A 15,351-nucleotide genomic window follows, 5' to 3' on the forward strand; every position below is an offset into this window, starting at 1 on the left:
AACGCTTGCGACCCATTTCCTTTTCGAATCTAACGGTCTCCTTTGGGTGAACGTGGAGAGGAGATGCGATTCGAGCGGCGGGAAGATGCGGATGGATAGGAGAGCAGCAGCTGTTCCAGATCTTCGGAAGAGACCGGTTTGCTGAACAGATAGCCCTGCATTTCATTACAGTGGATTTCCTTGAGCATGTCGACCTGATGTTCGCTTTCGACACCTTCGGCGATCACATCCATATTCAGGTTGCGGGCCAGATTAACAATCGTGCTGATAATCATCTGATTGGCCTGACTGCTGCCGATTTTGCTGGTGAATTCACGAGCGATTTTTAATTTGTTGATTGGCAGATTCTCCAGATAGGACAGTGAAGAGTAGCCGGTACCAAAATCATCGATAGACAACGACAGTCCCAGCTGGCGAAGTGCGTGCAGCTTATGAATCACGTCCTGAATATTCGTCATCGCTGTGGACTCGGTCAGCTCCAGCTCCAGATAGCGCGGATCGGCCTGTGTCTCTGCGAGGATAAGAGCGATTCGCTCCACGATATTATCCTGACGGAACTGCTCCGGGGACAGATTGACGCCGATCGTAATATAACGCCCTTCGTCTTGCCATTTCTTAGCCTGGGTACAGGCTTCGCGCAGCACCCATTCACCGATCGGTACGATTAGTCCGGTCTTCTCCGCAATCGGGATAAAATCACCCGGCATAATGCGTCCAATCTCGGGATGTTCCCAGCGAACCAGTGCTTCAACGCCGATCACTTTGCCTTTGCGGGCATCAATCTGCGGCTGGTAATGCAGGAATAGCTCATTGTGATACAAGGCTTGACTAAGTTCTTTTTCGATCAATAGCTGCTTGGAATACATACGATCCGTATCCCGGTAGAACCGGAAATGGCTTTTACCATTGGCTTTGACCTGATACATGGCGATATCTGCCTTTTTCATCAGGGTGACTGGTGTCAGATCATCATGCGGATAGAGAGCAATACCGATACTTGGAGTCGCGATAATCTCATGCCCCTTGATATAATGCGGCTGGCTCAGGCTGTCCAGAATACGATTCGCTACGCTGGCAGCTTCATCATTGCTGGTAATCTTGCGGATGATCAGGGTAAATTCATCCCCGCCCTGGCGTGCAATCACATCCTGCTGCCTTACGCAGTGCTGAAGACGCTGGGCAACCGACCGCAGCAGCTGGTCACCGATATCATGACCGAGCGTATCATTGATATTTTTGAACCGATCCAGATCGATGAACATCACGGCAAACATGCTGTTATCCTGCTGGGCCTCCATTACGGACTGGCTTAACGATTCTTCAAAAGACAGACGATTGGACAGACCGGTCAGCGGATCATGATAAGCGAGGAATTTGATTTTTTCCTCATTCATTTTGTTCTCGGTAATGTCTTTGGCCAGGCCATAGATACCGACCAGTTCATCCATCACCACAATAGGAATATTGGTCATGCGAATATGGGAATACTCGCCCTTGAGATTGCGAATCGACAAATCATACTGCTGCGGAATACCCTGGGAGACGATGCGCAGGTGTTCTTCTACAGCATCCACATAATTCTCGGTAACCAGATCACAGCAGTTCGTCCCGATCAGTTCTTCGACCTCTGCACCGAGCAGCTGGGCACCCGCTACATTCACACTATCAATCGTGCCATCCAGGCGGAATGAAAAGACTGCATCCGGATGGTATTCAAAAATCGACCGGTACCGCTGCTCACTAACTTCCAGCTGTTGAGTCTTCTCATACAGGCTGCGTACCAGCCGCTGATTCTCCAGAATAATCATCAGCTGTCGTGCAATAACGAGCAGAATAGCTACACTGGCACCCACCGTTATGGCCAGCCCTCCCTTTGGAAAAAACACCATAAAGGCGAACAGTCCAGCCAGCCCTATATAAGGAAGCATCAGACGGAAAATATCCGGCACGAGCAGGTGTCTCTCCTGGCATTTCTTGAAAGAAAGTCGAGGTACGGATATGGCACGGCTATGCAGATAGCCTGCAAAACCAACCAATAGCAGTCCGAGAATAAAGAGCGGATCCGACCAACTGCCTGACGAATAGGTCTCATCCACAGTCATATACAAAAAGATGGTATCGCCGACAACCTGGGAGAGCAGTCCTGTAAACAGCGTAAGGATGACCGTGTTGGACAAGGTATGACGAATATCAAAATAAATACTCATGGCACCGAATAACAGGGCCAGGTCACCCAGTGCGTAACCAACAGATAGCATAATGGAAGGAGATAACGGATCAGAGCCCATGGTTGAGATAATCGGTCCAATCAGAAACTCCCAGCTGAAGGTAGAAATTACCGTCATAATAATGGAAATATCCAGCAGCAGCCGGATCACCGGATAGCCTCTTTTCTCACGGGTTAATTTGTAGATAAATGCGGACATATAGAAGATCACTTGTAGAGTGTAGAAAATATCAGAGGGACCGGGGAAAGGAACTTCCAACCCCAGAATGTTCTCATAAAACAGCCAGATCACTTCCGCGACTAAATAGCTCCAGCAGCCCAGTGCTGCCAGCAGCCAGAACAGACGCTGATGATTGCTGCTTTTTTTCCAGGCGGAGGTTAACCAGAGTGCAGCGAGCAATGTTCCACCTGTAGACAACAAGTTCCCGCCCCAGGTCTGAATGGATTCATTGGTATTCCAATACGTAATCCAGAAGTAGTAGAAAAAAGTAAAAGCAATAATAAACATTAAAATCAAAATAGGTTTATACCGCGACAATGTATGCATTATAATCCCTCTAACTTGCTTATTTTAGTCTATATTACCCAATAGGTAGATTTTTGTACCTAGTTAATAAAAATAAATATATAGGTCTAAAGGTAAATAGCTTAGGTAGTTAATATTAAAGGATTTGAAACATAAATGAAATACATAAATGAGAATTTTGGGAAAAAAAGTACAGTAAATATGGACATATCAAGGGATTGGAGAAGAAATAGAAGGTGATTTATACTTTTAAAATAGATTAATGGATGAAAGTGGAAAAATAGGTTTGAAAATGTATGTAAGTAAAAAGCTCCTTTCTCCATATCACGCATTGGAAATAGCGAGATGTGGAGAAAGGAGGGAGTGAGCAGAAATATGGAAGCAAGCAGGATCAATTATCCTGTTATTTTAGATCAATCGGTTACGGCTGCGTGGAGTTAGAGGCGGACAAGGGAATGGTTACATCTACGGTTTGGTCCGGTTTTTCCTCCGTATAAAAGAGAATATCAACCACTGCGCTGGAATCGGTAAATTGTCTGTATACTTCGATGGATGTGTTGTTACCATCACCTACAGCATTAGTGGTCAGCGGCTGTCCAAGGATCTGTTCGCCATTCTGCATCATCGAAGTCTGACTGATTCCGCCAAAATGAGGATCATTGCTCTCAGTCTGAACATAGAGATGTCCATCCTGGCGATAATACGTCCACTTGACTGGCAGGCCATTAATCATAGTGTGCAGCGATTTGTGCTGCGCTGTAATATCTGGAAGAGTAACCGATAGATGCTCACCATGATGAGAAGCAATCCCGTGTTGAGCTCTCAAGATCAATGTTGTCCTGTTGCTTATCTCTATCCCCTGTGGACGTTCAAAGATTAAAGTGAATGATCTTGCAGTATCTCCATGGGTGTCCGGTAATATCTCTGCATACCCTGTCAGAACCTTGCCATCAATCATTAGATTATATTTGGCAAAAGGCAGTACAGAATCCGGATTGGATTCGTTAAGCTGGAGACGAATCTGGGTAGGCGAGATGACTATATGCGTCAGCTGGATAGTTGTATCACCAGATTCCAGCGGAATAGATAGCGGCTGCTGGATCGTGTCGCTCTGCATCTTTCGTTTATCCAGTGGTATATCAAAATCCCAGCTGTCTGCAAAACGCTGCACTTCCCTGTTGTATTCCAGCTGATAAGATAATCCCTTTTGCTGCAGATCGGCAGGGAGATAATAATCCTGAGCAGTATAATGCCCTTGCTCATCAGGTGCTCCATAAGTTCCGCTGCGAGAAGGCTGGACGATTTTGCCTTTGGCTGTATAAAGGCGAAGCTGAGGATAACTCCATGTTCTGGCCTCTTCATTTGTAATGGATAAAGTCGCCCGTTAACTATACACGCTATATCCAACATGGATAAAGCTAAGTGGCTCGTTGTTTATAAAGGGGAAGCTTATGAGAAAATGGTTGATAGTCCTTATTAGTATGATATGTCTAAGTGGTTGCCATGCTGCAGGGACAGCGCCAGAACGAAATGCTACAAACTTAACAGCGTCACCTCTCCATACAGGTCAGCCTCTCATTGCAGAAGGTCATACCTACACCTGGACATTATTTCACGGAGAGAATGACAGTGAATCTCTTGATTACATCAGTAATTTGGAAGATTCATCAGGAAATAGTTACGTCCGCATTAATGATATTATTCATGTTTTGTATTTGCATGAACATGAGAATTACCCGGAGTATGAGCTTTACCTTGGGAGAATAAGCGATGATGGCGGTAAAATAGCACTTATTAGGGAAGGAACAGAGCTAAATCATCTGGTTGTCAAGATTTTCGATTTGACTACAATGCGTAAAATCAACGAATTCAATCTTAAAAAGGCAGACATCGTAATTTCTCCTAATCTGCAAACTTACGTGTACACTGTTCAAGATACAACTGATGACGGTATATATCAGTTTGATGTAGTAAATAAAACTCTAAAAAAGCTGGATAAAGATATGAATGATGCAAACCTTTATGATCTTTATCCTTATAACAAACCAGCTGCCGAAATTCAGGATTATAATGTAATGAAGCGTATGGGAATTGACTTTACGCCAGTTGAAACTTTTCAGAGTACAGTCAATCTAATGCAGTACAGGCAGAACATTCCGATAACTAAAATTAAAGCTTCCTCCAGTCTGCATAGTCAATCAGGACATTCCTATGGACCTGAACACCTTATTGATGGCGATATGCGAACAGGCTGGTGTGAAAGAGCAAAAGGTGACGGAGTGGGAGAGTCCATTACGATTAAGTTTGGCAAAAAACAGACTATTAGCGGAATGGAACTTATTACTGGTCTGGCTACTTCGGAGAAAACATATATAGCAAACAATCGTGTGAAGAAGCTGAAACTTCAATTTTCGGACGGTCATATACTGATGCTGGATACCTACTTTATAGAGCAGTATTTCGATGCCCCTATTATAGCTTCCTCTATACAGATAACAATTCTCGAAGTCGATCCCGGCAAGAAATATCATGATATTTGTATGACCGGATTAAGATTTTTCTAGAAAAGAAGGGGAATATGCATTCAGTGGAAAAAGCAATAATACAAATCTATTTCTGAATAACGGATGATCCTCCATTTAATGTAATTCCAAGCAGTGATCAACAAAATCCCATAATGAAAATAACAAAAAAATCGTTAAAATCGCTTCTTTCCCCTTACAAAACTATAGTATTTCCTAACATTGGATTGTATAATCGTACAGAACGTACATATTATTCAGTCACGTATGTTATTTTATAATTGAAAGTGGGGTTAGAGGATGGCAAGAACAAACGGGCTATCCGTAAAAACAATCGTAGCAATCGGTATCGGTTCTGCATTGTTTATCATTTTGGGGCGGTTTGGTTCTATTCCAACAGGTATACCCAATACAAATATTGAGACAACTTACGCGTTATTGGCTTTGTTTGCGTTGTTATACGGACCGATTGCCGGTCTATTGATCGGACTGATCGGACATACGCTCAAGGATGCCATTTTCTACGGACAGCCATGGTTCAGCTGGGTCATCGCTTCCGCTGTAGTAGGGCTTCTGATTGGCTTGATGACAAGACGTATCCATATTCATGACGGAGAATTCGGCAAAGGCGGCATCCTGCGTTTTAATCTCGCCCAGATCGTAGCCAATATCATTGCATGGATCGTCGTGGCTCCTGTATTGGATATTCTGATCTATTCCGAGCCAGCGAGCAAAGTATTCACACAAGGTGTGGTCGCTGCTATCTCTAACATCGTGACTGTAGCCGTTCTCGGTACACTGCTGGCGATCGCTTATTCCAAAACACGCACCAAGCGCGGCAGTCTTTCACGCGAAGCTTAATCGTATATACGAATTACACAGTTCAGGCCGGTGAGTCTCACCGGCTTTTTCTATTGAACAGGGACAGGAAGGAAGGGCAAACATGAGAAAACCTGTAATACAATTTCAGGACTTCAGCTTTCAGTACAGGGCTCAATCGGAGCCCACACTTCATCATATTAACCTGACCATCTATGAAGGGGAGAAAGTGCTCATCGTAGGTCCGTCCGGTTCGGGTAAGAGTACATTGTCCCACTGCATGAACGGACTAATCCCGTTCTTTTATCAGGGGGAGATCAGCGGATCGCTGCAGATTGGCGGACAGGAGTCACGCGAACTGGGCATCGCCGAATTATCCGATCGTGTAGGAACGGTGCTGCAGGACCCGGACGGACAGTTCGTCGGGCTGACGGTTGCCGAGGATATTGCCTTTAAGCTGGAAAACGATACCGTACCGCAGGCAGAGATGATCCGGCGGGTAACCGGAGCTGCCGAGACAGTGGAATTCGCTGCTTTTCTGGAGGCATCGCCGCACTCTCTCTCTGGTGGGCAAAAGCAGAAAACGACGCTCGCCGGGGTGTTGGTGAGCGAAGCGGACATCCTGCTGTTTGACGAGCCGCTGGCCAGTCTGGACCCGTATACCGGTCGTATGACCGTCGATCTGATCGATCGTATTCACCGGGAAACCGGGCGTACTGTGGTCATTATCGAGCACCGGCTGGAAGATATGCTACACCGTCATGTAGACCGGATCGTTGTCGTCAATGACGGCAGAATCGCTGCGGATATGACACCTGCCGAGCTGCTCTGCTCGGGGCTGCTGCGCGAGACGGGTATCCGGGAACCTCTTTATCTGAATGCACTCCGTTATGCCGGCTGTACCATTACACCGGAGATGCAGCCGCAGCATATTGACAGCATCCAGCTGGATACATGCATTCCTGTGCTAAATGAATGGTATGACAGGCAGCAAGGAGATGTGTCTGTCTCTGCTGCCGAACCGGTCTTGGAGCTGCAAAATGTATCGTTTGGCTACAGTAAAAGCAGTCCTGTACTGCATGATGTCTCCCTCACGGTTCGACAGGGCGAGATGATCTGTATTGCTGGACGCAACGGAGCCGGCAAATCCACCATTTCCAAGCTGATCTGCGGATTCTATCGCCCCACTTCCGGGCAGATTCTGCTGAATGGACGTAATCTGGCCAAGGATACGATCAAGGAACGGGCGGATAAAATCGGTTTTGTGATGCAGAATCCGAATCATATGCTGTCCAAGCCGCTGATTTATGACGAGGTGGCACTGGGACTACGTACGCGCGGTGTACCGGAAGAAGAAATCCAACAGCGCGTCCATGATGTGCTGCAGGTATGCGGACTGTATCCGTTCCGCAGCTGGCCAGTCTCTGCGCTGAGCTATGGACAGAAAAAACGTGTGACCATCGCTTCTATCCTCGTGCTGCGGCCGGAGATTCTGATCCTGGATGAACCGACCGCCGGACAGGATTATCGCCATTACAATGAAATGATGGAGTTCCTGATGGAACTGAATGCGCAGGGAATCACCATTATGATGATTACCCATGATATGTATCTGATGATGGAATATGGACAGCGTACGATTGTACTGTCCGAAGGACGCAAGATTGCAGATGATATACCTGCACGTGTACTGAGCGATGAAGCCATCGTAGCGGCTGCCCATCTCAAAACGACCTCACTGCATGAACTCGCCCAGCGCTCCGGTGTCGGCGAACCGTCCGAGCTGGTGAGCCGATTTATCGCATATGACAGGGGGACACGGCAGGCATGAGTACACAGATGTTATCCTATACGAATCTGAATACGCCGATTCACCGTCTCACCGGTGTGACCAAGCTGATTTTCTTTATTCTTTGGGCGCTGACCGCGATGATTATTTACGATACCCGCTGCCTGCTGGTAATGCTGGTGCTGAGTCTGGTTATTTTCCGGATGTCCCGTGTGCCGTTCCAGCAGTATTCCTTTGTGCTGTATCTGATCCTGGTATTCTTTGCGATCAATCAGATAGCGATCTTCCTGTTCTCGCCGCTGTATGGGGTGGAGTTGTACGGCTCGCAGCATGATATTGTTCATATTGCCGGACGGTATACACTGACCTGGGAGCAGCTGTTTTACCAGTTCAATGTCGCCCTCAAATATGCGGTTGTGATCCCGATTGCTCTGCTGTTCCTGCTGGTGACCGACCCAAGCGAGTTCGCTTCATCGCTGAACCGGATCGGGGTCAGTTACAAAATTGCCTATTCGGTGGCAATCGCGCTGCGGTATATTCCGGATGTGCAGCAGGATTTTCAGAATATTGCGTTCTCTGCCCAGGCGCGTGGTATCGATATTTCGCGCAAGGAGAAGCTGGGTAAACGCCTCAAAAATGTAGTATCGATCCTGATGCCGCTGATCCTGACCAGTGTGGATCGCATCGAGAAGATCAGCACAGCGATGGAGCTGCGCGGATTTGGACGCAAAAACAAACGTACCTGGTACAAGAGTCGTCCTTTCCAAAAAGGGGATTATATGGCGCTGACGCTGGTGATCGTGGTGGCAGTTGTGAGCTTTGCGGTTACTTTTGCAGACGGATCGAGATTTTATAATATTTTTCAGTAAAGAGTAGATAATGGACGATCGACATACCCATATGAAGCAGCTGGAGTAGGATGATAATCCTGTCGCAGGATTGAATGGAGATAGCAGTCATCAGGTTATCAAAAGCAAGTTGTTAAAAAAGATGTACAACTCGCTCCAGATATACAGCTTATTCCAGATGTATGTCATTACCCATCTATCCTTATAAACAGAAATAACTATTCACTCGAGAAAAAACAAGCCAGCCGTCATCAATAAACGGCTGGCTTGTTTTTCTATATTAAAGAATCAAAGCAATATTCGTTATGCCGATGCTGTATCCTGCCTAGAGGTTCTGGCTGGCCGGACGCGGAATCTGGTTGGCAGCAGCCATCTGGTTCAGGAACAGCAGCAGTTCTTTGTTGAACTTGTCCATTTCGTCGAACATCATCGCATGTCCACTGTGTTCAAACAGTACCACACGTGCATCCGTGATCGATTCACTGAGCAGCTGAGCCAGGTCCGGGGGACAGATTTTGTCCTTGGTTCCGTGGAAAATGACGGTTGGAACCGTCACCGCAGACAGATCGCCGCGCAGATCTTCATCGCGCAGAGCGATAGCAGCTTTGATTGTAGCGTGATGGGAAGCCTGGAGGCAGAGAGATTCCAGCCATACCATCATGCCGGCTTTGGTTTTGGAATGAGTGAAATCCAGACCAAATTTGCCAAGCATTTTCGGGCGGTCTTGGTACGTTGCCTCGATCAGATTCGAAGTCACATCGTCCGGGTCCATGCCGTGGTCAAAGTCTTCCCGTTTGGTAAATACAGGTGCAGCTGCACCCATCAGAGCCAGCTGGGCGATTCCGTGTCCCTGGTGACGGGCCATATAGCGAATAGCGACCGCGCCTCCCATGGAGAATCCGACCAATACAGCATTTTCGAGCTGTAGTTCGTCGATGACTGCTCGCAGATCATCTGCCATTCGGTCGTACGTATAACCTTCCCACGGTGCATCCGATTTACCAAAGCCGCGGAAGTCAATTCCGATACAACGATATCCATCCAGTGGCAATCTGGAGAACTGATATTCAAACATTAGATGATTCGAGGGCCAGCCGTGCAGGAAAATGACTGGAATGCCTTCACCAAGGTCTTGTACAAAAAGTTTTACGCCGTCTTCTACCTGAATATATTTGCCCATACGTATTGCCTCCATGTCTGAATGTTTTACCGTCGCAGTGCCAAACTGTATACGAATTATATGAAAATGTAAGCGAATTACATTTCTCTTTTAACGGTTGTGTATACATTAAACACTTTAGTTGCTAAGCAAACGATGAGGAGAAATAAATAGAGACAGAGATTTGCTATACAGTAATTTGATCATAAAAAAGGTACTTCTTCTCTGGACTGAAGAAGTACCTTTTTAGCATTCCAGACTGATCGAAAGCTTATTTATACTGGTCGACAACGGTTTTGGCATGTTTAAGAGATAAACCGTAGCGGCTGCGAACCTGTTTGATCGCTTCGATATACGGCAGTTTGTTAAGAACTTCCTTAATAAAGGCTTGAACTTCCGGGCTGTCCCGATGAGCTTCATACAAGGAATCTTCCAGTTGATTTAAACGGCGGGCATTGAAGAAGTTATTCATTGCCAGGGATACGAGTGCCAGTACCAAGCATGCAATGACCAGAGTAGTGTTATCCATAGACAGTCTCCTTTATCATAGTGTAAGCAGCAGGCTAGGCAGTAATGAATCAAATACGTTTTAAGAAAAAATGTATTCAATCTAGTGTATATACCTGTGCTGCTTCTATATTCACCGTATCATACGTGAACAGGTAATTTAACAAAATTCCGGCATTTTACTGAAATTGGTAAAATGGATATAGTGAAATGGGGCTAGATTATGGTAAATTGTAGTGAACTCCAGCCTATAAATACATAGCATATCAAGAAGCCGCCTTTTCACAATCCCATGGAAAAGGCGGCTTCTTTTATTCAAATCGATTATTCTTATCTATTTCTACTTACTTTATTCACATTAATTAAATCTTACATCTGCTCTACAGCCGTACGCTGATACTGCACCAGCAGCTTGTCCAGCGACAGCTCAGCTGTACTTGCGTACACAATATCCGCTTCAGCCAGCGTTGTGCTGTCTCCAACACCAACTGCGAACATGCCTGCGCCCTTGATCGACGTAACGCCTGCGGCTGCATCTTCGATACCAAGGCAGGCAGCGGGATCAACTCCGAGCTGCTCGGCAGCTTTGAGGAAGATCTCCGGGTCAGGCTTGGAGTTGCGTATCTTGGCAGCGTCGACGATGGTATCGAACGAATCGCGCAGCTGCAGCGAATCCATGACGGAAAAGGCATTTTTGCTAACCGAAGCGAGTCCGATCTTCAGACCTCGCGCATGAATGTCCGTGATCAGCTCGCGAATGCCTGGCAGTACATCATCCGGCGTCACCTGCTTGATCAGCTCTACATAGTGATCGTTCTTTTGCTTGGCAAGTTCCAGCTTCTCTTCATCAGAATAGCTGTTTTCCTTGCCGCCCAGCGCGAGGATCTTATTGAGCGAATCCATACGGGAGACGCCTTTCAGTTCCTCGTTGAACTCGCGGGTAAAAGGAACACCGATGCTTTCGCCGAGTGCCTTCCATGCGAGGTAGTGATACTCGGCGGTGTCTGTCACGACACCGTCGAGGTCGAAGATAACGGCTTGCAGTTCCGGACGCATCAAGCTTCGCCTCCTACCAGCACCTCGGCCGCTTTTTCTTTTTTGAGTACGGGTACCGTATGCTTGCCGTCTGCCGGCAGGGTGATCTTCTCACCGTACAGCTGCAGTGACAGTTCCGGACCTTCCTGGGTCAGCTGTACCAGCTCGCGGGATACTTCCACTTTGATAAAGTGATCACGGTAGACAATATTAAAGCTATAACGATCCCATGCTTGTGGGATAAATGGCGCAAAGCTGAGTTTCTCATTGGCGGTACGCATACCGGCAAATCCCTGTACAATTCCGAGCCATGATCCGGTCATGCTCGTGATGTGCAGGCCGTCTTCGGTATCGTTATTGTAGTTGTCCAGATCCAGACGTGCGGTGCGGTTGTACATCTCGTATGCTTTTTCTTCCATACCCAGTTCCGCAGCCAGAATGCTGTGGATACAAGGAGACAGGGAAGATTCATGAACCGTCATCGGCTCGTAGAATTCAAAGTTGCGGCGTTTTTCTTCCGCAGTGTATTGGTCGTTCAGGAAATACAGTCCCTGCAGCACGTCCGCCTGTTTGATAAAGCAACTGCGCAGGATTTTGTCCCAGGACCATTTCTGGTTGATCGGACGGTCTGCCGGATCGAGATCGTCGGCGCTCATTAGATCCTTGTCGAGGAACGTGTCATGCTGGACGAAGACGCCGAGTTCTTCATCATATGGCAGATACATGTTGTCAACGATATGCTGCCATTTCGCCAGCTCTTCATCATTGATATCGAGCTTGGAGATCGCTTCGGTATGACCGGCAGCCTGCAGCTCACGTACTACCTTAATCGTATATTCCAGTGTCCACGCCGAGATCCGGTTGGTGTACCAGTTGTTGTTAACATTGTTCTCGTACTCATTCGGACCGGTGACGCCATGGATCATGTACTGTCCCTGACGCTTGCTGTAGTGAACGCGGTCTGCCCAGAAGCGGGAAATACCTGTCAGTACATCCAGACCGTACTGGTGCAGATAGTCACGGTCTCCGGTATAGTTCACATAATTGTATACCGCATAAGCGATCGCACTATTACGGTGAATCTCTTCAAAAGTAATCTCCCACTCGTTATGGCACTCTACGCCGGTAAAGGTAACCATCGGATAGAGCGCACCCTGCAGACCTTGCTGCTGGGCGTTATGATAGGCGCCGTCCAGCTGGTTGTGACGATAAATACAGAGATTACGGGCAACCTCAGGCTTGGCTGTAGACAGATAGAGCGGCAGTGCATATGCTTCTGTATCCCAGTAGGTAGCGCCGCCGTATTTCTCGCCGGTGAATCCTTTGGGGCCGATATTCAGACGGGCATCTTCACCATAATAGGTAGAGAACAGCTGGAACAGATTGAAGCGGATACCCTGTTGGGCTTCGTCATCGCCTTCAATCGCTACGTCCGCCATTTCCCAGCGTTTGCTCCATCCTTGGGCATGAGCGGTAAGCAGTGCTTCATATCCCTGATCGGCAGCACGATTCAGTACAGCTTCGCCGTTCTCCGGCAGCGTGCCACGCGGATGATCACGGTCGGTGGTCAGAGCGATGTATTTGTACAACGTCACTGTCTGTCCCTGTTCTGCCTGGAAAGTTACCGTATTCTCTACATATTCTTCTCGGGAAGCGTAGGAGACTGTCGATGTACCGCCTACTACATCAAGTCGCATGGAAGCAGCAATCTGGAAGGTCGGTGTACCAAAGGAATTCTCCTTGGTCTGCATCACCAGATGACCATTCCGCTCACTGGCGGATTTATCGATTTCGACCCAGAAATCTTCGTCATAGTTGGAATCCTCGTTGCGGATATCGCCGTCCAGATAAGGGATCAGGGTAACTTCGCCGCTGTAGTTCACAGGAGTGACCGCATACTTGATAACCGCCAGTTCCTGTTCGGCAACCGAGAGGAAGCGGGAGGTCTGGATACGGGTTTCCTTGTCCCCGTGAATAATAGTAAATTCGCGGGATAGCACGCCCTGCTGCATATCGAGTTCACGGTAGTAGTTTTTGAGCTTGGACTGGCTCAGATCCACCTCTTCGCCATCCAGCAGCAGGCGGATACCGATATAGTTGATGGAATTGATTACTTTACCAAAATAATGCGGATAGCCGTTCTTCCACCAGCCAACACGGGTCTTGTCCGGGAACCAGACGCCGGCGACATAGGAGCCGCGGTGCATATCGCCACTGTAATTCTCTTCGAAATTACCGCGCATGCCCATGTGACCGTTACCAAGGCTCATCATACTTTCTGCAAGGCGGAATTCTTCCGTATGCAGTTCGTGTTCAACAATTTTCCACGGGTGAATATCAAACAATCTTTTCATGAGAAATCACTCATTTCCTGGAGAGTTGGGTACAGCTGGTGACTATTGTGCAAACGTTTGCCTAAAGCGCCGAAAAAAAAGCCCTGGCCATCAAGCTGGATTTGAGACTCATTATACATGATTACCATTTGCCCCGCTAGTACCTTTTTTGATAGCGTATTCATTCCCGATAATAAAGGCATTTTACAGAATCGAAAAGGGCTGACTTATAGTCTCCTTTTTGGGCTGATAGCGGGCGTATATGCACCTTCTTGTTTTATAAAGTAGGGAATAGGTTGGGAAAGTATTAGGATAAATGGAGGAAGGAATTAGTAGCAATTTTTGTAATTAAATACTGTAATATTTATTAAGGCTGTTAGGCAGAAATTAAACCGGAATTCTGCATTTAACAGAATTAAATTTTATAGAGATGGATACAGCCCGAATACTTGCAAGCATCCAGCGCGGATTTTCATTCATTTATTAGCATGCAGCTGTCAAAAGGTATACCGGATTCACAGCAAATGTAGGCGATTTTCCCGATTATGGGTACAAGATATTAGCGTCAGATATATATAGGTGCCAGGCATATATGAAGCTTGCCCATATAAAATAAAAAAATGAAGCCAAACGAAGAATGAAAAAAGCAGGGGGTTGCAGCATGAAATGGCAGGGTAGACGAGCAAGTACGAATGTGGAAGACCGTCGCGGCAGAGGCGGCAAGACGATTGTGGGAGGCGGCATTGGCGGGATCATCTTGATCATTATCGTGATGCTGCTGGGTGGTAATCCTTCCAGTCTGATCAATAATATGACCTCCAGCGGAACGCAGACCGTTGGCAATTATCAAGGTACTTCTCAGGAAGAAGAGCTGGTCGACTTTGTCTCGGTCGTACTGGCGGATACAGAGGATGTATGGAGCGATGTGTTCAAGCAGCAGGGACTCACCTACAAGAATCCGGAGCTGGTTATCTACAGCGGCAGTGTACAGTCTGCCTGTGGTACAGCAAGTTCGGCGGTGGGACCGTTCTATTGTCCCGGTGACCAGAAATTATATATTGATCTGAGCTTCTATGATGAATTGAAGCAGCAATTCCAGGCACCCGGTGATTTTGCGATGGCTTATGTGGTTGCCCATGAGGTTGGTCATCATGTACAGACACTGCTGGGTACAATGGACAAGATTGAACCATACCGTCAGCGTCTGAGCGAAAAGGAATTCAATACCAAATACCAGGTACGAATCGAGCTGCAGGCCGATTATTATGCGGGAGTATGGGCTCATTATGAACAGGGCAAGAACTTGCTGGAACAGGGCGATCTGGAGGAAGCACTAACGGCTGCGAGTGCTGTCGGGGATGATACGATCCAGCAGCGTGCACAGGGTTATGTGGTGCCGGACAGCTTTACCCATGGTACTTCCGAACAGCGCAAGCGCTGGTTCTACAAAGGATTTGAGTCGGGAACGATTCAGGGTGGAGACACATTCAGTGTGAGCGATGGCAGTTTGTAAGCTGTTATGGATAGCAAGCGATCAGGGATATATATACGTAATAGAAGCACAGCCAAAAGGCTTGCCTTCTCCG

General features: G+C 47.2%; 11 protein-coding genes. 5 read left to right on the top strand and 6 right to left on the bottom strand.

The genetic code is table 11. The annotated features are described in order from the left end of the window. Window positions 1–29: 29 nt before the first annotated feature. Window positions 30–2,774 carry a DUF4084 domain-containing protein gene (locus WH46_RS15305; RefSeq protein ID WP_046227406.1) on the bottom strand — a complete coding sequence of 915 codons (2,745 nt, stop codon included), beginning with the start codon at window positions 2,772–2,774 and terminating at the stop codon, window positions 30–32. A gap of 400 nt (window positions 2,775–3,174) precedes the next feature. Further along, window positions 3,175–3,924 carry a hypothetical protein gene (locus WH46_RS15310; RefSeq protein WP_046227407.1) on the bottom strand — a complete coding sequence of 250 codons (750 nt, stop codon included), beginning with the start codon at window positions 3,922–3,924 and terminating at the stop codon, window positions 3,175–3,177. Between the two features lie 280 nt (window positions 3,925–4,204). Between WH46_RS15310 and WH46_RS15315 the strand changes: the two genes are divergently transcribed. The 4 genes from WH46_RS15315 to WH46_RS15330 all read left to right on the top strand — a co-directional run bounded on the left by WH46_RS15315 (window position 4,205) and on the right by WH46_RS15330 (window position 8,752). Continuing rightward, window positions 4,205–5,317, top strand: a complete 1,113-nt coding sequence (locus tag WH46_RS15315) for a discoidin domain-containing protein (protein WP_046227408.1) — start codon at window positions 4,205–4,207, stop codon at window positions 5,315–5,317. A 258-nt stretch (window positions 5,318–5,575) separates the two neighbouring features. Next, a complete protein-coding gene (locus tag WH46_RS15320; RefSeq protein ID WP_017813380.1) occupies window positions 5,576–6,136 on the top strand; it encodes an ECF-type riboflavin transporter substrate-binding protein in 561 nt (186 codons plus the stop codon). An 82-nt stretch (window positions 6,137–6,218) separates the two neighbouring features. Further along, window positions 6,219–7,925 carry an ABC transporter ATP-binding protein gene (locus WH46_RS15325; RefSeq protein ID WP_046227409.1) on the top strand — a complete coding sequence of 569 codons (1,707 nt, stop codon included), beginning with the start codon at window positions 6,219–6,221 and terminating at the stop codon, window positions 7,923–7,925. Beyond that, the gene (locus WH46_RS15330; RefSeq protein WP_046227410.1) at window positions 7,922–8,752 is read left to right on the top strand and encodes an energy-coupling factor transporter transmembrane component T family protein; all 831 of its coding nucleotides are present in this window, start codon (window positions 7,922–7,924) and stop codon (window positions 8,750–8,752) included. Before WH46_RS15325 ends, WH46_RS15330 begins: the two co-directional genes overlap by 4 nt. A 304-nt stretch (window positions 8,753–9,056) precedes the next feature. Here WH46_RS15330 and WH46_RS15335 read toward each other — a convergent pair whose 3' ends face one another. From WH46_RS15335 to WH46_RS15350, 4 genes are all read right to left on the bottom strand, one after another. Beyond that, window positions 9,057–9,911 (bottom strand): alpha/beta fold hydrolase, encoded by an 855-nt coding sequence (locus WH46_RS15335; protein WP_046227411.1) that lies wholly within the window; start codon window positions 9,909–9,911, stop codon window positions 9,057–9,059. A 250-nt stretch (window positions 9,912–10,161) separates the two neighbouring features. Continuing rightward, complete coding sequence (locus WH46_RS15340) at window positions 10,162–10,419, bottom strand: hypothetical protein (RefSeq protein WP_046227412.1); 258 nt, start codon at window positions 10,417–10,419, stop codon at window positions 10,162–10,164. A 347-nt stretch (window positions 10,420–10,766) separates the two neighbouring features. Continuing rightward, on the bottom strand, window positions 10,767–11,453 hold the full coding sequence (gene pgmB / locus WH46_RS15345; protein ID WP_046227413.1) for a beta-phosphoglucomutase: 687 nt from the start codon (window positions 11,451–11,453) through the stop codon (window positions 10,767–10,769). Then, window positions 11,453–13,786: a glycoside hydrolase family 65 protein gene (locus tag WH46_RS15350; protein ID WP_046227414.1), complete on the bottom strand. Its 2,334-nt coding sequence runs from the start codon at window positions 13,784–13,786 to the stop codon at window positions 11,453–11,455. The genes pgmB and WH46_RS15350 overlap by 1 nt, the downstream gene beginning before the upstream one ends. Before the next feature lie 640 nt (window positions 13,787–14,426). Between WH46_RS15350 and ypfJ the strand changes: the two genes are divergently transcribed. Further along, window positions 14,427–15,278, top strand: coding sequence for a KPN_02809 family neutral zinc metallopeptidase (ypfJ, locus tag WH46_RS15360; protein ID WP_046227416.1), 852 nt, complete (start codon window positions 14,427–14,429; stop codon window positions 15,276–15,278). The last annotated feature ends 73 nt before the right edge of the window (window positions 15,279–15,351 follow it).

The sequence above is a fragment of the Paenibacillus dauci genome, assembly GCF_000971985.1.
In the GTDB taxonomy this organism is placed as follows: Bacteria; Bacillota; Bacilli; order Paenibacillales; family Paenibacillaceae; genus Saccharibacillus; species Saccharibacillus dauci.